The sequence below is a fragment of the Pseudomonas sp. MWU13-2105 genome (assembly GCF_023242315.1).
Taxonomy (GTDB): domain Bacteria; phylum Pseudomonadota; class Gammaproteobacteria; order Pseudomonadales; family Pseudomonadaceae; genus Aquipseudomonas.
In genome coordinates this window covers 169799-193093 of the sequence record NZ_JALLIY010000001.1, presented here as the reverse complement: position 1 = coordinate 193093, position 23295 = coordinate 169799, and the positions used below count along the sequence as shown (strand labels likewise).

The window sequence follows — 23295 nt, the reverse complement described above, 5'->3', positions numbered from 1 at the left end:
GGTTTTTGGGGTAATGGTCATGAGTGCAGAAGATCCGCGGTTTGCCGGCGTCGCCCGGTTGTATGGCATTGAAGGCCTGGAACGGCTGAAGGCCGCCCATGTGGCAATCGTCGGCGTTGGCGGTGTCGGTTCCTGGGCGGCCGAAGCCATTGCCCGTTGCGGGGTCGGCGAGATCTCGCTGTTCGACCTGGATGATGTCTGCGTCAGCAACAGCAACCGTCAGTTGCATGCTTTGGACAGCACCGTCGGCCGGGCCAAGGTCGAAGTGATGGCCGAGCGCCTGCAGGGCATCAACTCGGACTGCCGGGTCCACGCGGTGACGGATTTTGTGACCCGCGAAACCATGGCCGAGTACATCACCCCGGACATCGACTGTGTGATCGACTGCATCGACAGCGTCAACGCCAAGGCCGCGCTGATCGCCTGGTGCAAGCGGCGCAAGATCCAGATCATCACCACGGGTGGTGCCGGCGGGCAGATTGATCCGACGTTGATCCAGGTCTGTGACCTGAACCGTACCTTCAATGATCCGCTGGCCTCGAAAGTGCGTTCGACCTTGCGCCGTGACTACGGTTTTTCCCGCACGGTGACCCGCCATTACAGTGTGCCTTGTGTGTTTTCCACCGAGCAGCTGCGTTATCCCAAGCCCGATGGCAGCATTTGTTTGCAGAAGAGTTTTGTTGGCGATGGGGTGAAGCTGGACTGTGCCGGTGGTTTTGGCGCGGTGATGATGGTCACGGCGACGTTCGGCATGGTGGCGGCGACCAAGGCAGTGGACAAGATCGTCGCCGGCATGCGCCGACCGGCGGATCGGATCAAGCCTGAGTAGCAGATGGACTCCTTTGTGGCGAGTGGGCTTGTCGGAACGCCGCACCGCCGCGCTCAGCTGCGCAGCAGTCGCAAAATCGGGCACCTCGGTGTACCTGATGCACCGGGCTCGCCGGTTTTGGGGCCGCTTCGCGACCCAGCGCGGGCAAGCCCGCTCGTCACACACATCCGTTCAATCATGCGCTGTGCGCCAGCTTCTGCATCCGCTGCAGCACTGCACTCAGGCCGTTGCTGCGCGACGGCGACAATTGTCGGGACAGGCCAAGCTGGTTGAACCAGTCCGGCAGGTCGACCTGCCGCAATTCGTCGGCGCTCAGGCCATTGACCCTCACCAGCAGCAACGCCACCAGTCCGCGAATCATTCGCGCGTCGCTGCTTGCGGCAAACTGCCACTGATCGTCATGCAGCCGGCCGGTCAACCACACCTGGCTTTCGCAGCCATGCACGCGGTTGGCTTCGGTCTTGTCGGCGTCGCTCAAGGGCGGCAAGCGCTCGCCCCATTGCATCAGCAGGCGCGCCCGTTGTTCCCAACCCGCCAGGTGCTGGAAGTTTTCCAGCACCAACTGCGCCTCGGCGGGCAGGCTCATCGCAACAACTCCAGGGCCTGATCGAGCGCCTCGAAAAACCGTTCGAGGTCTTCGGAGTCGTTGTACAGCCCCAGCGAGACGCGGATCGCGCCCGCCAGCCCGAGCTGTTTCATCAGCGGCATTGCGCAGTGATGGCCGGCGCGCACGGCAATCCCTTGCTCGGTCAGCAGGTGCGCCAGGTCGGCGTTGTGCACGCCGTCGACGACGAAGCTGGCCAACGCCAGTTGCGGCTCTCCCAGCAGACGGATGCCCTTGCGCACCTTCAGGCCTTGCAACAGGTGAGCGTGCAGTGCTGCTTCGTGGGCCGAGACGGCCGCCTGGTCGAGGCCGGCCAGGTAGTCGAGGCTCGCGCCCAGGCCGATGACGCCGGCAATCGGCGGTGTTCCGGCCTCGAAGCCCAATGGGGCCGGACGGAAGCTGGCCTGCTGATAGTCCGCGTCCAGTACCATCTCGCCGCCGAACTGCCAGTGACGCAGTTGGCTCAGGGCTTCGTGGCGGCCATAGAGCACACCGACGCCATCGGGGCCGTAGAGCTTGTGGCTGGAAAATACATAGAAATCGCAGCCCAGCGCCTGGACGTCGTGACGACCGTGGACCACGCCCTGGGCACCGTCGATCACGCTCAGCGCGTTGACCGAACGGGCCAGGCTCAACAATTGCGCTAACGGTTGCCAGGCGCCGAGCACGTTGGACAGTTGGCTGACCGCCAGCAGTCGGGTCCGCGGGCCGATCAACGAGCGGGCGGCGTCCAGGTCGATCAGGCCGCTGTCGCTGATCGGCAGGACCACCAGCCGCAGCCCCCGACGTTGTGCCAGTTGCTGCCAGGGCAGCAGGTTGGCGTGATGCTCCAGGGCGCTGATAACGATCTCGTCGCCGGGTTGGAACAGCGCCTCCAGACCATAGGCGAGGAGATTCAGCGCCGAGGTGGCACCGTGGGTGAAGACGATCTGGCCGCTGTTGCCGGCATTGAGCCACTGGCCCGTCTTGCTCCGACTGTCCTCGAAAGCCTGGGTAGCGTGGGCACCGGGCAGGTGTTGGGCACGGTGCACATTGGCCGCGCCGTTGCTGTAATAGTGCGCCAGGGCATCGATCAGCGCCTGGGGCTTCTGGGTGGTGGCGGCGCTGTCCAGGTACACCTGGTCTTGCCGTTGCAGGGCGGCGATGGCCGGGAAATCGGCGCGCCAGGGAGAAGCTATCAGCATGGTGTTCGGCCCTGGTGTTGGGAGCAGAGCTTGTCAGCGAGATTTGTAGCAGCCTTGAGGGCCTCTTCGCGGGCAAGCTCCGCTCCCACAAAAGATTTGTGCCGTGCACAAAAAACTGCGCTCAACGTCCTACTGTGGGAGCGGAGCTTGCCCGCGAAGACGGCCTTTCAGGCGCCATCGCCGGCAAGGGGGGGTGCCGCAAGGCCTGCGGCAATCCTGCTCAGTTATGTGCGTGCAGGGCTTCGTTCAGCGCGATGGCCGACTTGTGGCTCTTGCATTCCACCGCACCGGTTTCCGAGTTGCGACGGAACAGCAGGTCCGGCAGGCCGGCCAGGTCACGGGCCTTGAGCACCTTGACCAACTGGTTGTTTTCGTCGAGCAGCGCGACCTTGGTCCCGGCGGTCACATACAGGCCCGACTCCACGGTGTTGCGGTCGCCCAGCGGAATGCCGATACCGGCGTTGGCGCCGATCAGGCAGCCTTCGCCAACCTTGATGACGATATTGCCGCCACCGGACAGGGTGCCCATGGTCGAGCAACCGCCGCCCAGGTCCGAACCCTTGCCGACGAAGACACCCGCGGAAACGCGACCTTCGATCATGCCGGGGCCTTCGGTACCGGCGTTGAAGTTGACGAAACCTTCGTGCATCACGGTGGTACCTTCGCCGATGTAGGCGCCCAGGCGGATCCGCGCGCTGTCAGCGATACGCACGCCGCTCGGGACCACGTAGTCGGTCATTTTCGGGAACTTGTCCACCGAGAACACTTCCAGCAGCTCGCCACGCAGGCGTGCTTCCAGTTGATGCGCGGCCAGCTCCGACAGGTCGATGGCGCCCTGGCTGGTCCAGGCCACGTTCGGCAGCAACGGGAACACACCCGCCAGGCTCAGGCCGTGAGGTTTGACCAGGCGGTGGGAGAGCAGGTGCAGCTTGAGGTAGGCCTCAGGGGTGGAAGTCAGTTGGGCGTCTTCCGCCAACACGGTGGCGACCAACGGCTTGTGGCTTTCCGCCAGGCGGGTCAGCAGGGCGGCCTGGGCGGCGTCGATGCCTTTCAGCGCCTCGGCCAGTTGCGAGGCCTGGGCGGTGCTGAAGGTGATCGCCTGGTTGCCGCCGGTGTAACCGAGGATCGGCGCGATTGCGGCGACCAGCTCGGCTGAGGGCTGGATCATGGGTTGGGCGTAGAAAACTTCCAGCCAGGCACCTTGACGATTCTGGGTGCCAACGCCGAAGCCCAGGCTGAACAGAGTAGTGGACATGCAGTTACCTCTTGCAAAATGAGTGGGGGCCTTGAGCGCTCTGGCTCAGTTGAGGGCCGCCGCATAGCTATCTGGCTTGAAGCCAATCAGGGTTCGGTCACCGAGATCAAGCACCGGGCGCTTGATCATCGAGGGTTGTGCCAGCATCAGTTCAATCGCTTTCGCCTGGTCGAGATCGGCTTTACGTTCGTCGTCGAGTTTGCGAAAGGTGGTGCCGGCGCGGTTCAGCACCACTTGCCAGCCATGCTCGTTGCACCACTGGGTCAGGTGTTCGCGGTCGATGCCGGCGGTCTTGTAGTCATGGAACTCGTAGGGCACGGCCTGCTCGTCGAGCCAGGTACGGGCCTTTTTCATGGTATCGCACGCTTTGATTCCGAAAAGGTGCAACGTTTTGCTCGAAGCGGTCACAGCGTTTGCCTCCCCTTTGGAGATGCGAGGAATGAAAGGTTGAAGATTATGCCATGACCGGGCCGCTTAGGCGCCTTAGTCGTGTACGGTTACATCTTCCCTGGCCGGCTGCGACTTTCGTGCAGCGTCCGGGCGGCAGCTTAAGCGGCTAATATGGCACTTCGACGGCAACTGCTTGCCAGGGATGTGTTGTTGAACGATCGGGAATGCCTTTTATGCAGACTGCCTACACCGTCCTGATTTTGCTGATGCTGGTCGGCGTCTCGCGTTTGCTCTGGCGGGTGATCCCGCTGCCGCTGCCCTTGGTGCAGATTGCCGCGGGGGCCTTGCTGGCCTGGCCGACCCTGGGCCTGCATGTGGCGCTGGACCCGGAGCTGTTTCTGTTCCTGTTTCTGCCGCCGTTGCTGTTTTCCGATGGTTGGCGCATGCCCAAGCGCGAACTGTGGCGCCTGCGCGGGCCGATCCTGACCCTGGCCGTGGGTTTGGTGCTGTTCACTGTGGTCGGTGCCGGTTACTTCATCCACTGGCTGTTGCCGGCCATCCCCTTGCCGGTGGCGTTCGCCCTGGCCGCCGTGTTGTCGCCGACCGACGCCGTGGCGGTGTCCGCCATCGCCCAGAACCGCCTGCCGACGCCGCTGATGCATATGCTCCAGGGCGAGGCGTTGATGAATGACGCGTCGGGCCTGGTGACCTTCAAGTTCGCCCTGGCGGCGGCCGTGACCGGTGCCTTCTCCCTGGCCACTGCGAGCCTGACCTTTGTCCTGGTGGCGGTCGGTGGCCTGGCCGTCGGCGTGGCGCTGAGCTGGCTGGTGGGGCGTTTTCGGGTGTGGATGATCGCCCGTGGTTGGGACGATCCGGCGACTCATGTGGTGTTCATGTTGCTGTTGCCGTTTGCCGCCTATGTGCTGGCCGAGCGCCTGGGGGTGTCGGGGATCCTCTCGGCGGTGGCGGCGGGGATGATGCAGAGCTGGCTCGACCTGTTGCCGCGCCAGACCAGTACCCGGCTGCTCAACCGCAGTGTCTGGTCGCTGCTGGAGTTCGCCTTCAATGGGCTGATCTTCCTGCTGCTGGGCTTACAGTTGCCGGATATCGTCAAGGCGGTGGCCAGTCATGAGACCTCGTTGTGGCCGACCCTGGCCTATCGCTGCCTGGAGGTGCTGGCGATCTTCCTGGCGCTGCTGGCGTTGCGCTTTATCTGGGTGCACAGCATCTGGCGCCTGTCGGAACTGCTGCGCGGCTGGCGTGGTAAAAGCCAACTGTCGGGGATGGCCAAGGGGCGCTCCTGCTGGTTGCTGACGGTGGGGGGCGTGCGCGGGGCCGTGACGCTGGCGGGCGTGATGTCGGTGCCATTGCTGATCGCCCCGGGGGTGGATTTTCCCGAGCGTGATTTGCTGTTTTTCATTGCCGCCGGGGTGATCCTGCTGTCGTTGGCGACGGCCAGCATTGCCCTGCCGTTGTTGTTGCGTGATTTGCCCAGGAGCCAGGATGACCAGCATCGCGGCGAAGTGCGCGAAGCCTGGAAGAAGACCGCCGAAGCGGCGATCCATGTGCTGGAGGCCGAGGAGTTGGGGGCAGTGCAGGACACGACCCGGGATGCGCTCCAGGATGCGACCCAGGCCGCGTTGGCGACCGAATTGAAAGCGCGGTTGATGGCCGAATACCGGCATCAGTTGGAGGTGTTCAACGACTCCGCCGAAGCCCAGGCGCTGGCGTTCCAGATGGACCAGTTGGATCGCCGCTTGCGCTTGAAAGCGCTACGGGCGCAGCGTCTGGAGTTGTACCGACTGAGTCGCCAGCACCAGATCGGCGACGATGTGTTGCGCGAGGTGTTGGCGGAGCTGGATCTGAGCGAGGCGAACCTGGGGGCGGTGAAATAGCGGGGAGGGGGGTAGGGTACTGAGGGGACAGACCAAACTCTGCTCCCGCAAGGACCGGATATTTGAAGTCGAACGCGGTCTTGTGGCGAGCGGGCTTGCCCGCGCTGGGGCGCGAAGCGGACCTAAAATCAGCTACTTCATTGTGTCAGGCGGAATGCAAGCTCAGGTTTTTGCGGCTGCTTCGCAGCCGAACGCGGGCAAGCCCGCTCGCCACAGTTGAGAGTGTTATTGGCTGTAACTACTTGCGGCGCTGGATGAACGCGCGAATCCGCTCGGCGGCCTCGACACACTCGGCCAGCGGGGCAACCAGGGCCATGCGCACGCGCCCGGCTCCCGGATTGACGCCGTCCACTTCGCGGGACAGGTAGGAACCCGGCACCACCGTTACATGCTCCTCGGCAAACAGATCACGGCAGAACGCCGCATCGTCGCCCTGCACATTCGGCCACAGGTAGAAGCTGCCATCCGGGCGCCGCACATCCAGCACCGGGGCGAGGATCTCCAGCACCGCGTCGAATTTCTCCCGGTACAGCGCACGGTTGGCCCGTACATGCACTTCGTCGTTCCAGGCCGCCACGCTGGCCAGTTGGGTCTGCACCGGCATCGCGCAGCCGTGGTAGGTGCGATACAGCAGGAAGGCCTTGAGAATATCCGCGTCCCCGGCGACAAAACCCGAACGCAGCCCCGGCAGGTTGGAACGCTTGGACAGGCTATGGAACACCACGCAACGCTTGAAGTCCTGGCGGCCCAGGGCCACGCAGGCGCTGAGCAGGCCCGGCGGCGGGGTCTGCTCGTCGAAGTACAGTTCGCTGTAGCACTCGTCGGCGGCGATCACGAAATCATGCTCGTCGGCCAGGGCGATCAGCTTTTTCAAGGTCTCCAGCGGAATCAGCGCGCCGGTCGGGTTGCCTGGCGAACACAGGAAGAGGATCTGGCAACGCTGCCAGATCTCCGTCGGCACGGCCTCGAAGTCCGGATTGAAACCGTTCTCGTCCAGGCATGGCAGGTAGTGCGGCTTGGCCCCGGCGAGGAAGGCCGCGCCTTCGTAGATCTGATAGAACGGGTTGGGGCTGACCACCAGGGCATCGTCGCCACGGTTGACCACGGTCTGGGTAAAGGCGAACAGCGCCTCGCGGGTGCCATTGACCGGCAGGATATTGCGCGCCGGGTCGATCCAGCCGCTCGGCACGCCGAAGCGCCACTCGCACCAGCCACCGATGGCTTCACGCAGGGCCGGTACGCCGAGGGTGGTCGGGTACACGGCCATCTGTTCCAGGTTGGCGCTCAGGGCCTCGGCGACGAATGTCGGCGAGCGGTGCTTCGGTTCGCCGATGGACAGGGCGATCGGCCGCTTGTCCGCGTTCGGCGTCACGCTGCCGAGCAGGGCGCGGAGTTTCTCGAACGGGTAGGGCTGCAGCTGGTTCAGGGCATTGTTCATGGACAGTCTCGTTCAATTCGGTTGTAGGCATGCGGCCTGCCGGGCGCGGGTAGATCAAGTGTCGGAGCGGCCTGCCCGCGATGACGCTGTGTCAGTCGCCAGCAAGGTGTTTGGGCTGACGTATCGCGAGCAATCGCGCGTCGACCGGCCGCTCCCACAGGGAAGCATTTATCAGATACTCAGGCGCATCGTTTCAAGGGGCGGTTCGGCGTTGACGCTCAACTGTTCGACGATGGCGTCCTGCAATCGGCTGCACAGTTGCGGGTCGGACAGCGGTTGGTTATCGGCGTCGGTAATGAAGAACACGTCTTCGACCCGCTCGCCGAGGGTGGCGATCTTGGCGTTCTGCAGCGACAGGTCGAATTCCAGGAAGATCTTGCCGATCCGCGCCAGCAGCCCGGGACGGTCCGGCGCGCTCAGCTCCAGCACCGTGACCGGGCGCTGGGCGTCGTTGTGGATGGTCACCTGGGGCGCGAAGGCGAAGTGCTTGAGCTGGCGCGGGACCCGGCGCTGGATGATGGTCGGGTAGTCGTCCGGGTTGCGCAGGGCTTCGGTCAGGCCGTCGCGGATCTGCTTGATGCGCTTCGGGTTGTCGCCGATGGAACCGCCGTCGTTGTCCAGCACGATGTAGGTGTCGAGGGTGAACTGGCTGCTCGAGGTGATGACCCGGGCGTCATGGATGTTCAGGTTGAGCTGGTCCATCGCGGCCACGGTCACGGCGAAGAAGTCGTGCTGGTCCGGGGCGTAGATGAAGATCTGCGTGCCGCCTTCGAATTCGCGCTGGGTGGTTTCCTTGATTAGCACCAGCGGGCCGCCATCGGCCGGCTGCTGCAGGATCGCGTCGCTGTGCCAGGCGACGTCGCCGGCGGTGTGGCGCAGGAAGTAGTCATCGCCCAGTTGCGACCAGAGCTGCTCGACATCGTCCGGGTCGGTGCCGGCGCGCACCAGGATATCCAGGGCGGCGCTCTGGGTCTGGCGAATCTGCTCTTCGCGGTCCACCGGGTTTTCCAGGCCGCGGCGCAGGGCGCGCTTGGTCTCGGTGTAGAGCTGGCGCAACAGGCTGGCGCGCCAGGAGTTCCACAGGCTCGGGTTGGTCGCGTTGATGTCGGCGACGGTCAGCACGTACAGGTAGTCCAGGCGTACCTGGTCGCCGACGCTCTGGGCGAAGTCATGGATGACCTGCGGGTCGGACAGGTCCTTGCGCTGGGCGGTGGTGGACATCACCAGGTGGTTCTGCACCAGCCAGACGATCAGGCGGCTGTCCCACTGCGGCAACTGGTGACGCGCGCAGAAGGCCGCGGCATCCACCGCGCCGAGTTCCGAATGGTCGCCGTGGCGGCCCTTGCCGATGTCATGGTAGAGCCCGGCCATGTAGATCAGCTCGGGCTTGGGCAGCTTGGCCATGAGCTTGGCGGCCAGCGGGAATTTCTCCGAGACCTGGGTGTACTGCAGTTTGCGCAGGTGCTTGATCAGGTTCAGGGTGTGGGCGTCGACTGTATAGATATGGAACAGGTCGTGCTGCATCTGCCCGACGATATCGCCGAACTCCGGCAGGTAGCGCCCGAGGATGCCGTAGCGGTTCATCCGGCGCAGGTTGCGGTGGATGCCGATCTTGCACTTGAACAGCTCGATGAACAGGCTGGTGTTGCGGATATCGTTGCGGAAGTCGTCGTCGATCAGATGACGGTTTTCTCGCAGCAGGCGGATGGTGTCGGCGCGCACGCCCTTGATTTCCGGCTGCTGGGCCATCAGCACGAAGATTTCCAGCATGGCGAACGGGGTGCGGCGGAAGACGTTGGGATTGCTCGCCTCGATGTAGCCGTCGTGCAACTGGAAGCGTGAGTTCAACGGCTGCGGCGGCGCTTCGTCTTCCGGGGCGAGGATGATTTCCTCGAAGTGCTGGATGATCAGGTCGCTGAGCTGGGCAATGCTCATGACCACCCGGTAGTACTGCTGCATGAAGTTTTCGATGGCCTGTTTCGCATCGTCGCCCTTGAAGCCCAGCAGCCCGGCGATGCTGCGCTGGTGGTCGAACAGCAGGCGGTCCTCGGCGCGCCCGGCAAGCATGTGCAGGGCATAGCGGACTTTCCAGAGGAATTCCTGGGAGGAGGCCAGCACGGCGTTTTCGCTTTCCACCAGAAAGCCTTCGCCGGCCAGGGCCCGCAGGTTCAGGGTGCCGTACTGGCGGCGGGCGACCCAGAGGATCGTCTGGATATCCCGCAGGCCGCCGGGCGAGCCCTTGACGTTGGGCTCCAGGTTGTATTCGGTGTCGTTGTACTTGTGGTGGCGGGCCTTCTGCTCGGCGCGCTTGGCCAGGAAGAAGTCCTTGCTCGGCCACATGTGCGCCGTGCTGGTGACGTCGAGCATGCGCTGGCGCAGGCGTTCGGGGCCGGCGATGGTGCGGCTTTCCATCAGGTTGGTGATCACCGTCAGGTCGGCCCGGGCCTCTTCGGCGCACTCGTCGACCGAACGCACGCTCTGGCCGACTTCCAGGCCGATGTCCCAGAGCAGGGTGAGGAAACGCTCGATGGAGTCGCGAAAGATCTCGTGGTCGGCGCTGTCGAGCAGGATCAGCAGATCGATGTCCGAGTAGGGGTGCAGCTCGCCACGACCGTAGCCGCCGACCGCCACCAGGGCGATGTCGGCGTCTTCGCTCCAACTGAACTGGTCCCAGGCCTTTTGCAGGATGTTGTCGACGAACCAGGCGCGGTCTTCGATCAGGCGGCGGATGTCACGGCCGGCGCGAAAACGCTCGTCGAGCACCTCGCGGGCCTGGCGGATGGCCTTCTTGAAGGCGGCGATTGGGCTGGCCTTCAGTGCCAGTTCCGCCTGGAACTGGCCGCGGTCGAAGAGTTCGGGGTCCACCTGCGGCATCGATTGGCTTTCCTTGGGTTGCATAGGCGTTCTATATGAGGCGGCAGGCGCGAACGATCAAGCCGAGACGCGCGGGATGGTTTCATCGCTGCGCAGGGTGAAGATCTCGTAGCCGCTGTCGGTGACCAGCAGGGTGTGCTCCCACTGGGCCGAGAGCTTGCGGTCCTTGGTGATCGCGGTCCAGCCATCGCCCAGCACCTTGGTGTCGGCCTTGCCCTGGTTGATCATCGGCTCGATGGTGAAGGTCATGCCAGCCTTGAGTTCCATGCCGGTGCCGGCGCGGCCGTAGTGGAGGATCTGCGGCTCTTCGTGGAACACCTTGCCGATGCCATGACCACAGAACTCACGCACCACCGAGAAGCCGTTCTTTTCCGCGTGCTTCTGGATGATTTCGCCGATGTCACCCAGGCGGCAGCCGGGCTTGACGATCTCGATGGCCTTGTACATGCATTCCTGGGTGATCTGCGACAGGCGCTCGGCCCAGACCGGCACGCTGCCGACGTGGAACATCTTGCTGGTGTCGCCGTGGTAGCCGTCCTTGATCACGGTCACGTCGATGTTCAGCGTATCGCCATCCTTGAGCGGCTTGTCGCCCGGGATGCCGTGGCAGACCACGTGGTTGACCGAGGTGCAGATCGACTTCGGGAAGCCCTTGTAGTTGAGCGGGGCGGGAATGGCCTGCTGCACATTGACGATGTAGTCGTGGCAGATACGGTCGAGTTCCTCGGTGGTGACGCCGGGCTTGACGTATTCACCGATCATTTCCAGTACATCGGCAGCCAGGCGGCCAGCGACACGCATTTTCGCGATGTCCTCGGGGGTTTTGAGGGTGACGGTCATACAGGCTCTCTTCTACGCGCCGGGCGCGGATAAACACGGAATGGGGCGCAAACGCCGGGGCCGCGATGGCTGGCCCGGGGTTTCGGTACCCTTAAAGGCATGATTCTACCAGACGCAAGGGCTGAACCATGAGCGTCCGGCCATCGCTTCTCTCTATAAGCTGGGGGCATTCTGGCCTGAATCCAGGGCGCGCGCAAAAGCCCGGGGTGGGAAATGTGAATGCGGGTTTCGTTTTGGTCGTTGTTGTGGTATAAAATGCGCCGCTTTCCGGGGATAGCCCCGCGAAGCTTAAATCCACACACGTGTCGACACGATGACCTGGGTGCCTTCAGCTGATGCTGCTGGTTGGTCATTGGGATACGTGGAGGCCAAACCCGACTTATCAAGGAACTATCATGTCCCAAGTCAACATGCGCGATATGCTGAAGGCCGGTGTGCACTTCGGTCACCAGACCCGTTACTGGAACCCGAAAATGGGCAAGTACATTTTCGGCGCGCGTAACAAGATCCACATCATCAACCTTGAAAAAACCCTGCCAATGTTCAACGAAGCGCTGACTTTCGTAGAGCGCCTGGCCCAGGGCAAAAACAAGATTCTGTTCGTCGGCACCAAGCGTTCCGCTGGCAAGATCGTTGCTGAAGAAGCAGCACGTTGCGGTTCGCCGTACGTCGATCATCGCTGGTTGGGCGGCATGCTGACCAACTTCAAAACCATCCGTGCTTCGATCAAGCGTCTGCGTGATCTGGAAATCCAGGCCGAAGACGGTACTTTCGCCAAGCTGACCAAGAAAGAGGCGCTGATGCGCACTCGCGACCTGGAAAAGCTCGATCGTTCCCTGGGTGGTATCAAGGACATGGGCGGTCTGCCTGACGCACTGTTCGTGATCGACGTTGACCACGAGCGCATCGCGATCACCGAAGCCAACAAGCTGGGCATCCCGGTTATCGGCGTAGTCGATACCAACAGCAGCCCGGAAGGCGTTGACTACATCATCCCAGGCAACGATGACGCCATCCGCGCCATCCAGCTGTACATGGGTTCGATGGCTGACGCTGTGATCCGCGGTCGCAACAACGTCAACGGTGGCACCGTCGAGTTCGCTGCTGAAGAAGCTCCGGTCGCCGCAGCTGAGTAACACGCCCTGGCGTTGACTCAGTAAGCAAAAAGGGGGCTTGGCCCCCTTTTTGCCACCTCGAAAACCGTTGGTCGGCGGTGCCGCTACAGCCTTTGTAATGTGTAGTCGCTACAACGGGGTCGGGAAGAATTGAACGCCCGTTCGATCGGGTGGAATGGTTGATAACCTATCCAAGAGGAATTTTGAAATGGCAGAGATTACTGCAGCGTTGGTCAAAGAACTGCGCGAGCGTACCGGCGAAGGCATGATGGACTGCAAGAAGGCCTTGACCAAGGCTGGCGGCGACATCGAAAAAGCCATTGATGACATGCGCGCTTCGGGCGCCATCAAGGCTGCCAAGAAAGCTGGCAACATTGCCGCTGAAGGCGCCATCGCAATCAAGGGCGACGGCAAGGCTGCCGTGATCCTGGAAGTGAACTCGCAGACCGACTTCCTGGCTCTGCAGGACGACTTCAAGGCCTTCGTCGCTGCCAGCGTTGAAAAAGCCTTCGCTGACAAACTGACCGACGCAGCTCCGCTGATCGCCGCTCAGGAATCGGCACGTGAAGCACTGGTTGCCAAAGTCGGCGAAAACGTCAACATCCGTCGCCTGGCGCGTATCGAAGGCGATGTGGTCGGCGCTTACCTGCACGGCAACAAGATCGGTGTGGTTGTGGCCCTCAAAGGCGGCAACGAAGACCTGGCCAAGGACGTTGCCATGCACGTTGCGGCAACCAACCCTGAGTTCCTGCTGCCATCGCAGGTCTCCGCTGAGGCTATCGAGCGCGAAAAAGGCGTTTTCCTGACCCTCAACGAAGACAAGATCAAAGGCAAGCCAGCTGAAATCGTTGAAAAAATGGTCGGCGGCCGTATCAGCAAGTTCCTGGCCGAAGCCAGCCTGGTTGAACAAGCTTTCGTCAAGAACCCGGAAGTCACCGTCGGTGCCCTGGTCAAGAAAGCCGGCGCTGAAATCGTTTCCTTCACTTACTTCAAGGTAGGTGATGGCATCGAGAAGCCAGTGGACAACTTCGCTGAAGAAGTTGCTGCTCAGCTGGCTGCCAACAAGTAAAAGACGGTTTTCAACTGTCGACCCAAGAGGCTGCCCGCTTACGCGCGCAGCCTCTTTTCAAATGGGAGGAGAGGTTTCTCTTTTTCCATTCGGAACCGTCTTACAGAGATGTGTTCTGATGGCGCTGTAGCAGCGCCAAGCTAGAGTAAGCGCAGGCTGCAAACAGCTCGCAAGTTTTTTTTAAACGCCGCAGGAGAGATTCGCAATGGCTCAGCAGGGCAGTGGCTATCAAGCTCGCTATAAACGCATTCTACTCAAACTTAGCGGCGAGGCCCTGATGGGCTCGGAAGAGTTCGGGATCGACCCGAAAGTCCTGGATCGCATGGCGCTGGAAGTCGGCCAGTTGGTGGGCATCGGCGTTCAGGTCGGCCTGGTGATCGGTGGTGGCAACCTGTTCCGCGGTGCCGCCTTGAGTGCCGCCGGGATGGACCGCGTCACCGGCGACCACATGGGCATGCTGGCCACGGTGATGAACGCACTGGCGATGCGCGACGCGCTGGAACGTGCGAATATCTCGGCCATCGTGATGTCGGCTATTTCCATGGTCGGCGTGACCGATCACTATGATCGCCGCAAGGCCATGCGTCATCTCAATGCCAAGGAAGTGGTGATCTTCGCGGCCGGTACCGGCAATCCGTTCTTCACCACGGATTCGGCGGCCTGCCTGCGCGCGATCGAAATCGACGCCGATGTGGTGCTCAAGGCCACCAAGGTCGATGGCGTTTACACCGCGGACCCATTCAAAGACCCGCATGCCGAGAAGTTCGATCATCTGACCTACGATGAAGTGCTGGATCGCAAGCTGGGTGTCATGGACCTCACCGCTATCTGCCTGTGCCGCGATCACAAGATGCCGCTGCGCGTATTTAACATGAACAAGCCTGGCGCCCTGCTGAACATCGTGCATGGTGGCGCTGAAGGAACCCTGATCGAGGAAGGCCAACAATGATCAACGAAATCAAGAAAGACGCTCAAGAGCGCATGAAGAAGTCCCTGGAATCCCTGGCCCACGCGTTTGGCCGGATCCGTACCGGGCAGGCTCACCCAAGCATCCTGGAAGGCGTGATGGTGCCTTACTACGGTACCGACACCCCGATCAAGCAGGTCGCCAACATCACCGTCAAGGACGCGCGCACCCTGCAGGTCGTGGCGTTCGAGCGCAACATGCTCGGTGCCGTGGACAAGGCGATCGGCAGTGCCGGCCTGAACCTCAATCCGACCAACCTCGGCGAGCTGCTGCTGATCTCGATGCCGGCACTGACCGAGGAAACTCGTCGTGGTTTCACCAAACAGGCCCGTGAAGAGGCGGAAAACGCCCGCGTTGCCGTGCGCAATATCCGTCGTGACGTGCTGGGCGACCTGAAGGACCTGGTCAAGGAAAAAGAGATCAGCGAAGACGAAGAACGTCGTGCAGCTGACGATATCCAGAAGCTGACCGACAAGTTCGTGGCGGAAATCGAAGTGGCCGTGAAGCAAAAAGAAGCGGACCTGATGGCCGTATAAGGGTCAGGACGTTTCCATGGAAAAGACCAAGCAGGTTGTGCCGTCCTCGGTGCCGCGCCATGTTGCAATCATCATGGACGGCAATAACCGTTGGGCAAAGAAACGCTTTTTGCCCGGGGTTGCCGGGCACAAGGCTGGTGTCGACGCGGTGCGCGCCGTCATTGAAGTGTGTGCCGAGGCCGGGGTCGAGGTATTGACCCTGTTCGCGTTCTCCAGCGAGAACTGGCAGCGCCCCGCCGATGAAGTCAGTGCCTTGATGGACCTGTTCTTCAAGGCTTTGCGCCGCGAGGCCAAGCGTCTCAATGAGAACAATATCAGCCTGCGGATCATTGGCGACCGCTCGCGCTTTCACCCCGAGTTGCAGGCGGCGATGCGCGAGGCGGAAGCGGCGACGGCCGGCAGCGATCGTTTCATCCTGCAGATCGCCGCCAACTATGGTGGGCAGTGGGATATCGCGCAGGCGGCCCAGCGCCTGGCCCGTGAGGTGCAGGCCGGGCATTTGCGTCCGGACGACATTACGCCGGAACTGCTGCAGACCTGCCTGGCGACCGGCGACCTGCCGTTGCCGGACCTGTGTATCCGTACCGGTGGCGAGCATCGCATCAGCAATTTCCTGCTGTGGCAGCTGGCGTATGCCGAGCTGTATTTCTCCGACCTGTTCTGGCCGGACTTCAAACACGAGGCCATGCGCACCGCGCTGGCTGATTTTGCTTCCCGCCAGCGTCGTTTCGGTAAAACGAGCGAACAGGTCGAAGCCGGGGCGCGGGTTTAATGCTCAAGCAACGCATCATCACGGCACTCATTCTCCTGCCTATCGCCCTGTGCGGGTTCTTCCTGCTCGAAGGCGCCGGCTTTGCGCTGTTCATTGGCCTGGTCGTCACCCTTGGCGCCTGGGAGTGGGCACGCCTGGCGGGGTTCGAGGCGCAGCCGGCCCGCGTGGCCTATGCGGCGCTGGTCGCGGTGCTGCTGTTCTTCCTCTACATACTGCCCAACCTGGCGCCCTGGGTGTTGGGGGCGGCGGTATTGTGGTGGGGCCTGGCGGCGTTCCTGGTGCTGACCTATCCGCGCACCAGCGCTCATTGGTCGACGACCGCCAGCAAGCTGGTGATTGGTTTCCTTATCCTCTTGCCGGCCTGGCAGGGCTTGATCCTGATCAAGCAGGAGCCCTTGGGCAACTGGTTGATCATGGCGGTGATGATCCTGGTCTGGGGTGCCGATATCGGTGCCTACTTCTCCGGCAAGGCCTTCGGCAAGCGCAAGCTGGCGCCGTCGGTCAGTCCGGGCAAAAGCTGGGAAGGCGTCTACGGTGGCCTGGCCTTGAGCCTGGTGATCACCGCGGTGGTCGGGGTCGTACGCGGCTGGGGCGCCGGACAGATGATTGCCAGCCTGCTGGGGGCGGCGCTGATCGTGGTGATCTCGGTGGTCGGTGATTTGACTGAAAGCATGTTCAAGCGCCAGTCGGGGGTCAAGGACAGCAGCAACCTGTTGCCCGGGCATGGCGGCATCCTCGATCGGATCGACAGCCTGACGGCGGCGATCCCGACCTTCGCGGTACTCCTGTGGATCGCCGCATCGTGAGCCGCCCACAGCAAATTACCGTGCTGGGCGCCACCGGTTCCATCGGCCTGAGCACCCTCGATGTCATCGCTCGCCACCCGCAGCGTTACCAGGCCTTTGCCCTGAGCGGTTTCAGCCGCCTGGCCGAGCTGTTTGCCTTGTGCGTGCGGCATCGTCCGCGTTATGCGGTGGTGCCCGAGGCGTCTGCCGCGCGCGGCCTGCAGGAGCAACTGCGGGCTGCCGGCCTGGCGACTGAAGTGCTGGTCGGAGAGGCGGGCCTGTGCCAGGTCGCGGCCGCTCCCGAGGTCGATGCGGTGATGGCGGCAATCGTCGGTGCGGCCGGCTTGCGTCCGACCCTGGCGGCAGTCGAGGCGGGCAAGAAGATCCTGCTGGCGAACAAGGAGGCGCTGGTAATGACCGGCGCGCTCTTTATGCAGGCGGTGCGCAGCAGCGGTTCGGTGCTGCTGCCGATCGATAGCGAACACAATGCGATTTTCCAGTGCCTGCCCCAGGATCACGCCCGTGGCCTGGCGGCGGTGGGGGTGCGACGGATCCTGCTGACCGCTTCGGGGGGGCCCTTCCGGCAAACGCCGTTGGCCGAACTGGCCGATGTCACCCCTGAGCAGGCGTGCGCCCATCCCACCTGGTCGATGGGGCGCAAGATCTCGGTCGACTCGGCGAGTATGATGAACAAGGGCCTGGAACTGATCGAGGCCTGCTGGCTGTTCGATGCCAAGCCGTCCCAGGTCGAGGTGGTGATCCATCCGCAGAGTGTGATCCACTCGTTGGTCGATTACGTTGATGGCTCGGTGCTTGCGCAGTTGGGTAACCCGGATATGCGCACGCCGATCGCCAATGCCCTGGCCTGGCCTGAGCGTATCGACTCCGGGGCGGCGCCGTTGGACCTGTTTGCCGTGGCGCGCCTGGACTTCCAGGCCCCGGACGAGCAGCGCTTTCCTTGCCTGCGCCTGGCTCGTGAGGCCGCCGAGGCGGGAGGCAGTGCTCCGGCGATGTTGAATGCGGCAAATGAAGTGGCGGTGGCGGCATTTCTCGAACGGCGCATCCGCTACCTCGAGATCGCGCGTATCATCGAGGACGTTTTGAACCTGGAGCCGGTGGTCGCGGTCAACGAGCTCGATGTGGTATTCGCGGCGGACGCCAAGGCCAGGGCCCTGGCCGAGCAATGGCTGAGTCGCCACGGCCGATGAATCTGGCGTAGCCTTCGGGGCTGTCGGCACCTGGGATTGCGGAGAAAGTAAATGAGCGCGCTCTATATGATAGTCGGCACCCTGGTGGCCCTGGGTGTGCTGGTGACCTTCCACGAATTCGGGCACTTCTGGGTGGCCCGTCGTTGCGGCGTCAAGGTCCTGCGTTTTTCCGTGGGTTTCGGCATGCCGCTGCTGCGTTGGCATGATCGCCAGGGCACCGAGTTCGTGGTCGCCGCCATTCCATTGGGCGGCTACGTGAAAATGCTCGATGAGCGCGAGGCTGAAGTTCCGCCACATCTGCTCGACCAGGCCTTCAACCGCAAGTCGGTGCGCCAGCGTATCGCGATCGTGGCAGCCGGCCCGATTGCCAACTTTCTCCTGGCGATCGTGTTTTTCTGGGTCCTGGCGATGCTCGGCAGCCAGCAGGTGCGTCCGGTCATCGGTACCGTGGAAAGCGGCAGCCTGGCGCAGAAAGCCGGGTTGAACAGCGGTCAGGAAATTGTCGCCATCGACGGCGAACCGACCACCGGTTGGGGCGCAGTCAATCTTCAACTGGTGCGCCGCCTGGGTGAGAGTGGCACCCTGCAGTTGCGGGTCCGCGAGCCTGGCTCGAGCAGTGACTCGCCACGCGAACTGACGCTGGACCACTGGCTGAAGGGCGCCGATGAGCCCGATCCGATCAAGTCCCTGGGGATTCGCCCATGGCGCCCGGCGTTGGCGCCGGTGCTGGCCGAACTCGATCCGAAGGGCCCGGCCCAGGCTGCCGGCCTCAAGACCGGTGATCGCCTGCTGGCGGTGAACGACCAGCCGCTGAATGATTGGCAGCAGGTGGTGGATTGGGTCCGTGTACGTCCTGATACCAAAATTGTGCTGCGCATCGAGCGTGATGGTGCTCAAATCGACGTCCCGCTGACCCTGGCCAGCCGTGGCGAAGGCAAGGCGGCGAGCGGTTATCTGGGGGCGGGGGTCAAGGCGGTGGACTGGCCGCCGGAGATGGTCAGGGAGGTCAGTTATGGTCCGCTGGCCGCCATCGGCGAGGGGGCTCGACGCACTTGGACCATGAGTGTCCTGACCCTGGACTCGCTGAAGAAAATGTTGTTCGGCGAGCTCTCGGTAAAAAACTTGAGTGGACCGATAACCATTGCTAAAGTGGCGGGCGCTTCGGCCCAGTCGGGCGTCGCTGATTTCCTGAATTTCCTGGCTTATCTGAGTATCAGCCTGGGTGTTCTGAATTTGTTGCCCATCCCGGTACTGGATGGGGGGCATTTGCTGTTTTATCTGATCGAGTGGGCGCGTGGTCGTCCCTTGTCGGATCGGGTGCAAGGTTGGGGGATTCAGATCGGTATCAGTTTGGTGGTCGGGGTCATGTTGCTTGCCCTGGTCAACGATCTGGGTCGACTGTAACGCTTCGCGAAAATTGCGAATCTGCCGCATTGTGCGGCAGTTTGTTTATTGCCAGTTGGAATAAGAAAGGACTTCATGAAACGTCTGCTGCTAACTGCGGTTCTCACCGTATTGATGATCGCCGAAGTTCACGCCGAGTCCTTCACTATCTCCGATATTCGTGTCAACGGCCTCCAGCGGGTATCCGCTGGTAGCGTGTTTGGCGCGTTACCGTTGAATGTCGGGGAGCAAGCGGATGACCGTCGCCTGGTGGAATCCACTCGTGCGCTGTTCAAAACCGGTTTCTTCCAGGATATCCAACTGGGGCGCGAAGGTAACGTCCTGGTCATCACGGTGGTTGAACGACCCTCGGTGGCCAGTATCGATATCGAAGGCAACAAGGCGATCTCGACTGACGACCTGATGAAGGGCCTGAAGCAGTCCGGCCTGGCCGAGGGTGAAATCTTCCAGCGTGCGACCCTCGAGGGCGTACGTAACGAACTCCAGCGTCAGTATGTGGCCCAAGGCCGTTACTCGGCCGAGGTCGAGACCGAAGTCGTTCCGCAACCACGTAACCGCGTTGGCTTGAAGATCAAGATCAATGAAGGCACCGTCGCCGCGATCCAGCACATCAACGTGGTGGGTAACTCGGTATTCAAGGACGAGGACCTGATCGACCTGTTCGAACTCAAGACCACCAACTGGCTGTCGTTCTTCAAGAACGATGACAAGTACGCCCGTGAAAAGCTCTCCGGTGACCTGGAACGCCTGCGTTCCTACTACCTGGACCGTGGCTATATCAACATGGATATCGCCTCGACCCAGGTGTCGATCACCCCGGACAAGAAAAGCGTCTATATCACTGTCAACGTCACCGAAGGCCAGAAGTACAAGGTCCGTGACGTGAAGCTCAGTGGTGACCTGAAAGTGCCTGAGGACCAGGTCAAGTCCCTGCTGCTGGTAGAGAAGGGCCAGGTGTTCTCGCGCAAGCTGATGACCACCACCTCGGAACTGATCACCCGCCGCCTGGGTAACGACGGCTACACCTTCGCCAACGTCAACGGCGTACCGACGCCGCACGAGGACGATCACACCGTCGACATCACTTTCGTGGTCGACCCCGGCAAGCGTGCCTACGTCAACCGTATCAACTTCCGTGGCAACACCAAGTCCGCGGACGAAGTGCTGCGTCGTGAAATGCGCCAGATGGAAGGCGGTTGGGCTTCCACCTACCTGATCGACCAGTCCAAGACCCGTCTTGAGCGCCTGGGCTTCTTTAAAGAAGTCAACGTCGAAACCCCGGCGGTTCCGGGTGTCGATGACCAGGTTGATGTGAACTACGCCGTGGAAGAGCAGGCTTCGGGTTCGATTACCGCCAGCGTCGGTTTTGCCCAGAGTGCCGGTCTGATCCTCGGTGGTTCGATCACCCAGAACAACTTCCTCGGTACCGGTAACAAGGTCAGCATCGGCCTGACCCGCAGCCAGTACCAGAGCCGCTATAACTTCGGTTATGTCGACCCCTACTGGACCCCGGACGGTGTCAGCCTGGGCTACAACGTGTTCTACCGCACCACTGACTACGCCCAGCTCGATGTCAGCGTTGCCAGCTATGCCGTGGACAGCCTGGGTGCCGGTGTCAGCGTCGGTTACCCGATCAACGAGACCTCGCGCCTGACCTTCGGCCTGACGGCCCAGCAGGACAAGATCCAGACCGGCCTGTACACCGTCGACGAAATCTTCAACTTCGTTAACAACCAGGGCGACAGCTTCCTGAACTACAAGGCCTCGGCCGGCTGGTCGGAATCGACCTTGAACAAAGGTGTCCTGGCGACCCGTGGTCATTCCCAGAGCCTGACCCTGGAAAGCACCATCCCAGGCAGCGACCTGTTGTTCTTCAAGCTCGACTATCGTGGCCAGGTGTTCCAGCCGTTGAGCGACACCTACACCATGCGTTTCCACACCGAATTGGGTTATGGCGACGGCTACGGTTCGACCAACGGCCTGCCGTTCTATGAGAACTACTACGCCGGTGGTTTCAACTCGGTACGTGGCTTCAAGGACAGCACCCTGGGGCCTCGCGGTACGCCGAGTCGTGGCGTCGATGTGACCGGTAACGTCGGTACGGTTGCCGATAGCAGCACAAGCGCCTTGCCGTTCGGTGGTAACGTGTTGATTCAAGGTGGTGCGGAGCTGTTGTTCCCGCTGCCATTCGTGAAAGACCAGCGTTCGCTGCGTACCTCGCTGTTCTGGGACGTGGGTAACGTGTTCGACTCCAAGTGCGAACAGGTCAGGAACACCAATGGCACGTTGTCGCAGACTCAGTGCAATGACATCAGCTTCAGCAACATGGCCAGTTCCGTGGGTGTTGGCGTGACCTGGGTGACAGCCCTGGGGCCGTTGAGTTTCGCTCTGGCAATGCCGATCAAAGAGCCGAATAACGCTGAAACCCAGGTTTTCCAATTCTCCCTCGGTCAGACCTTCTAACGGCCTGACCCTAGATAACGACAACGGATTTTGTAGGAGTTTATTGTGCGTAAGTTGACTCAACTGGTTCTGCTGGCCACTGTCCTGGTAGCGACCCCGGCTTTTGCCGAAATGAAAATTGCGGTCCTGAACTATCAGATGGCCCTGCTGGAATCCGACGCAGCCAAGAAGTACGCCGTCGATGCCGAGAAGAAGTTCGGTCCGCAACTGACCAAGCTCAAGGCCCTGGAAAGCAGCGCCAAGGGTATCCAGGATCGTCTGGTGGCAGGTGGCGACAAGATGCAGCAAGGCGAGCGCGAGCGTCTGGAGCTGGAATTCAAGCAAAAGGCCCGTGACTTCCAGTTCCAGTCCAAGGAACTGAACGAGCAAAAAGCCGTTGCTGACCGTGAAATGCTCAAGCAGCTCAAGCCAAAGCTGGATAGCGCCGTGGAAGAAGTCATCAAGAAAGGTGCCTTTGACCTGGTGTTCGAGCGCGGTGCCGTGATCGATGTCAAACCGCAGTACGACATCACCCGCCAGGTGATCGAGCGCATGAACCAGCTGAAGTAATCCATGACAGCGACCATCAAGCTCGGCCAATTGGCCGAGATCCTCGGCGCCACCCTACGTGGCAACGAGGAGAAACAAATCACTGGGCTAGCCACCTTGCAGGAGGCTGGCCCAGCTCAGTTGAGCTTTCTGGCAAATCCCCAGTACCGCAAGTACCTGGCTGACAGCCAGGCCGGTGCGGTGTTGCTCAAGGCAGCCGATGCCGAAGGTTATGCCGGCGATGCGCTGGTGGTGGCCGACCCTTACCTCGCCTATGCGCGTATTTCGCACCTGTTCGATCCCAAGCCCAAGGCGCCTGCCGGGATTCACCCGAGCGCGCTGGTGGCTGCCGATGCACAGGTCGATCCGAGCGCCAGTATCGGTGCCTTTGCGGTGATCGAGAGCGGCGCGCGGATTGCTGCCGGGGTGACCATCGGCGCCCAGTGTTTTGTCGGTGCCCGCTGTGAAATCGGCGAAGGCGGCTGGCTGGCGCCTCGGGTCACGCTTTACCACGATGTGCGCATCGGCAAGCGTGTGGTCATCCAGTCCGGTGCGGTGCTTGGTGGTGAAGGCTTCGGCTTTGCCAACGAAAAGGGTGTCTGGCAGAAAATTGCCCAGATTGGCGGCGTGACCATCGGTGATGACGTGGAGATTGGCGTCAATACCGCCATCGATCGCGGAGCCTTGGCCGACACGATCATCGGTAATGGCGTCAAGCTCGACAACCAGATTCAGATCGCCCACAACGTTCAGGTCGGCGATCACACGGCCATGGCCGCCTGCTGCGGGATTTCCGGCAGTACCAGGATCGGCAAGCACTGCATGCTCGCCGGTGGCGTCGGCCTGGTGGGGCATATCGAGATCTGCGATAACGTCTTCCTCACCGGGATGACCATGGTGACCCACTCGATTACCGAGCCGGGTGCCTATTCTTCCGGCACGGCGATGCAGCCGGCCGCCGAATGGCGCAAGAGTGCGGCGCGTATTCGCCAGCTCGACGACATGGCCCGGCGCTTGCGCCAGCTGGAAAAGCGGGTAGGCGACGTGACCCCGGACGCCAATGCTTCATCAGATGGCTGATACCATTTTCCATATCAAGTAGCCGCCTGAGTCTGTACGCCAGCTGCCTTCTTGATTTG

The 23295-nt window shown here is 61.9% G+C and carries 20 protein-coding genes; 13 read left to right on the top strand and 7 right to left on the bottom strand.

Going from position 1 to position 23295, the window contains the following annotated elements; translation table 11 throughout:
- Positions 1-19: 19 nt before the first annotated feature.
- On the top strand, positions 20-829 hold the full coding sequence (tcdA, locus tag M5B96_RS00950; protein ID WP_412548570.1) for a tRNA cyclic N6-threonylcarbamoyladenosine(37) synthase TcdA: 810 nt from the start codon (positions 20-22) through the stop codon (positions 827-829).
- A 175-nt stretch (positions 830-1004) separates the two neighbouring features.
- Here the strand turns inward: tcdA and M5B96_RS00945 are convergent, their stop codons facing one another.
- The 4 genes from M5B96_RS00945 to M5B96_RS00930 form a co-directional block, all read right to left on the bottom strand.
- Positions 1005-1415 carry a SufE family protein gene (locus M5B96_RS00945; RefSeq protein WP_248794642.1) on the bottom strand — a complete coding sequence of 137 codons (411 nt, stop codon included), beginning with the start codon at positions 1413-1415 and terminating at the stop codon, positions 1005-1007.
- A complete protein-coding gene (locus tag M5B96_RS00940; RefSeq protein ID WP_248794641.1) occupies positions 1412-2617 on the bottom strand; it encodes an aminotransferase class V-fold PLP-dependent enzyme in 1206 nt (401 codons plus the stop codon). The genes M5B96_RS00945 and M5B96_RS00940 overlap by 4 nt, the downstream gene beginning before the upstream one ends.
- 220 nt (positions 2618-2837) lie before the next feature.
- Positions 2838-3872 (bottom strand): 2,3,4,5-tetrahydropyridine-2,6-dicarboxylate N-succinyltransferase, encoded by a 1035-nt coding sequence (gene dapD, locus M5B96_RS00935; protein ID WP_248794640.1) that lies wholly within the window; start codon positions 3870-3872, stop codon positions 2838-2840.
- Positions 3873-3917: 45 nt separating this feature from the next.
- A complete protein-coding gene (locus tag M5B96_RS00930; RefSeq protein ID WP_318654819.1) occupies positions 3918-4280 on the bottom strand; it encodes an ArsC family reductase in 363 nt (120 codons plus the stop codon).
- 215 nt (positions 4281-4495) lie between these two features.
- Between M5B96_RS00930 and M5B96_RS00925 the strand changes: the two genes are divergently transcribed.
- A complete protein-coding gene (locus M5B96_RS00925) occupies positions 4496-6157 on the top strand; it encodes a Na+/H+ antiporter (protein ID WP_248794638.1) in 1662 nt (553 codons plus the stop codon).
- Between the two features lie 238 nt (positions 6158-6395).
- On the opposite strand, the gene dapC is transcribed toward M5B96_RS00925, so the two are convergent.
- From dapC to map, 3 genes are all read right to left on the bottom strand, one after another.
- Positions 6396-7595: a succinyldiaminopimelate transaminase gene (dapC, locus tag M5B96_RS00920; RefSeq protein WP_248794637.1), complete on the bottom strand. Its 1200-nt coding sequence runs from the start codon at positions 7593-7595 to the stop codon at positions 6396-6398.
- Between the two features lie 171 nt (positions 7596-7766).
- The gene (locus tag M5B96_RS00915) at positions 7767-10469 is read right to left on the bottom strand and encodes a [protein-PII] uridylyltransferase (protein ID WP_248794955.1); all 2703 of its coding nucleotides are present in this window, start codon (positions 10467-10469) and stop codon (positions 7767-7769) included.
- A 57-nt stretch (positions 10470-10526) separates the two neighbouring features.
- Positions 10527-11309 (bottom strand): type I methionyl aminopeptidase, encoded by a 783-nt coding sequence (map, locus tag M5B96_RS00910; RefSeq protein ID WP_248794636.1) that lies wholly within the window; start codon positions 11307-11309, stop codon positions 10527-10529.
- A 395-nt stretch (positions 11310-11704) separates the two neighbouring features.
- On the opposite strand from map, the gene rpsB reads away from it, so the two are divergent.
- The 11 genes from rpsB (at position 11705) to lpxD (ending at position 23236) form a co-directional block, all read left to right on the top strand.
- Positions 11705-12445 carry a 30S ribosomal protein S2 gene (gene rpsB / locus M5B96_RS00905; protein ID WP_248794635.1) on the top strand — a complete coding sequence of 247 codons (741 nt, stop codon included), beginning with the start codon at positions 11705-11707 and terminating at the stop codon, positions 12443-12445.
- A 187-nt stretch (positions 12446-12632) separates the two neighbouring features.
- On the top strand, positions 12633-13493 hold the full coding sequence (gene tsf / locus M5B96_RS00900) for a translation elongation factor Ts (RefSeq protein ID WP_248794634.1): 861 nt from the start codon (positions 12633-12635) through the stop codon (positions 13491-13493).
- A 205-nt stretch (positions 13494-13698) separates the two neighbouring features.
- Positions 13699-14442, top strand: coding sequence for a UMP kinase (gene pyrH, locus M5B96_RS00895; protein WP_003172271.1), 744 nt, complete (start codon positions 13699-13701; stop codon positions 14440-14442).
- A complete protein-coding gene (gene frr, locus M5B96_RS00890) occupies positions 14439-14996 on the top strand; it encodes a ribosome recycling factor (protein WP_248794633.1) in 558 nt (185 codons plus the stop codon). The genes pyrH and frr overlap by 4 nt, the downstream gene beginning before the upstream one ends.
- Before the next feature lie 16 nt (positions 14997-15012).
- Positions 15013-15768, top strand: a complete 756-nt coding sequence (gene uppS / locus M5B96_RS00885; RefSeq protein WP_248794632.1) for a polyprenyl diphosphate synthase — start codon at positions 15013-15015, stop codon at positions 15766-15768.
- Positions 15768-16574, top strand: coding sequence for a phosphatidate cytidylyltransferase (locus tag M5B96_RS00880; protein WP_248794631.1), 807 nt, complete (start codon positions 15768-15770; stop codon positions 16572-16574). The genes uppS and M5B96_RS00880 overlap by 1 nt, the downstream gene beginning before the upstream one ends.
- On the top strand, positions 16571-17761 hold the full coding sequence (gene ispC, locus M5B96_RS00875) for a 1-deoxy-D-xylulose-5-phosphate reductoisomerase (RefSeq protein WP_248794630.1): 1191 nt from the start codon (positions 16571-16573) through the stop codon (positions 17759-17761). Before M5B96_RS00880 ends, ispC begins: the two co-directional genes overlap by 4 nt.
- A 51-nt stretch (positions 17762-17812) precedes the next feature.
- Positions 17813-19165 (top strand): sigma E protease regulator RseP, encoded by a 1353-nt coding sequence (gene rseP / locus M5B96_RS00870; protein ID WP_248794629.1) that lies wholly within the window; start codon positions 17813-17815, stop codon positions 19163-19165.
- A 75-nt stretch (positions 19166-19240) separates the two neighbouring features.
- Positions 19241-21628 carry an outer membrane protein assembly factor BamA gene (gene bamA, locus M5B96_RS00865; protein ID WP_248794628.1) on the top strand — a complete coding sequence of 796 codons (2388 nt, stop codon included), beginning with the start codon at positions 19241-19243 and terminating at the stop codon, positions 21626-21628.
- Between the two features lie 45 nt (positions 21629-21673).
- Positions 21674-22177 carry an OmpH family outer membrane protein gene (locus M5B96_RS00860; RefSeq protein WP_248794627.1) on the top strand — a complete coding sequence of 168 codons (504 nt, stop codon included), beginning with the start codon at positions 21674-21676 and terminating at the stop codon, positions 22175-22177.
- Between the two features lie 3 nt (positions 22178-22180).
- A complete protein-coding gene (gene lpxD / locus M5B96_RS00855; protein WP_248794626.1) occupies positions 22181-23236 on the top strand; it encodes a UDP-3-O-(3-hydroxymyristoyl)glucosamine N-acyltransferase in 1056 nt (351 codons plus the stop codon).
- Positions 23237-23295: the final 59 nt, after the last annotated feature.

Bases quoted from the DNA above. Each gene is read 5' to 3' on its own strand.
- dapD (WP_248794640.1), bottom strand. From the start codon at position 3,872: ATGTCCACTACTCTGTTCAGCCTGGGCTTCGGCGTTGGCACCCAGAAT.
- lpxD (WP_248794626.1), top strand. From the start codon at position 22,181: ATGACAGCGACCATCAAGCTCGGCCAATTGGCCGAGATCCTCGGCGCC.
- tcdA (WP_412548570.1), top strand. From the start codon at position 20: ATGAGTGCAGAAGATCCGCGGTTTGCCGGCGTCGCCCGGTTGTATGGC.
- M5B96_RS00925 (WP_248794638.1), top strand. From the start codon at position 4,496: ATGCAGACTGCCTACACCGTCCTGATTTTGCTGATGCTGGTCGGCGTC.
- map (WP_248794636.1), bottom strand. From the start codon at position 11,309: ATGACCGTCACCCTCAAAACCCCCGAGGACATCGCGAAAATGCGTGTC.
- pyrH (WP_003172271.1), top strand. From the start codon at position 13,699: ATGGCTCAGCAGGGCAGTGGCTATCAAGCTCGCTATAAACGCATTCTA.
- uppS (WP_248794632.1), top strand. From the start codon at position 15,013: ATGGAAAAGACCAAGCAGGTTGTGCCGTCCTCGGTGCCGCGCCATGTT.
- M5B96_RS00945 (WP_248794642.1), bottom strand. From the start codon at position 1,415: ATGAGCCTGCCCGCCGAGGCGCAGTTGGTGCTGGAAAACTTCCAGCAC.
- M5B96_RS00915 (WP_248794955.1), bottom strand. From the start codon at position 10,469: ATGCCGCAGGTGGACCCCGAACTCTTCGACCGCGGCCAGTTCCAGGCG.
- M5B96_RS00880 (WP_248794631.1), top strand. From the start codon at position 15,768: ATGCTCAAGCAACGCATCATCACGGCACTCATTCTCCTGCCTATCGCC.
- frr (WP_248794633.1), top strand. From the start codon at position 14,439: ATGATCAACGAAATCAAGAAAGACGCTCAAGAGCGCATGAAGAAGTCC.
- rpsB (WP_248794635.1), top strand. From the start codon at position 11,705: ATGTCCCAAGTCAACATGCGCGATATGCTGAAGGCCGGTGTGCACTTC.
- bamA (WP_248794628.1), top strand. From the start codon at position 19,241: ATGAAACGTCTGCTGCTAACTGCGGTTCTCACCGTATTGATGATCGCC.
- M5B96_RS00940 (WP_248794641.1), bottom strand. From the start codon at position 2,617: ATGCTGATAGCTTCTCCCTGGCGCGCCGATTTCCCGGCCATCGCCGCC.
- rseP (WP_248794629.1), top strand. From the start codon at position 17,813: ATGAGCGCGCTCTATATGATAGTCGGCACCCTGGTGGCCCTGGGTGTG.
- dapC (WP_248794637.1), bottom strand. From the start codon at position 7,595: ATGAACAATGCCCTGAACCAGCTGCAGCCCTACCCGTTCGAGAAACTC.
- tsf (WP_248794634.1), top strand. From the start codon at position 12,633: ATGGCAGAGATTACTGCAGCGTTGGTCAAAGAACTGCGCGAGCGTACC.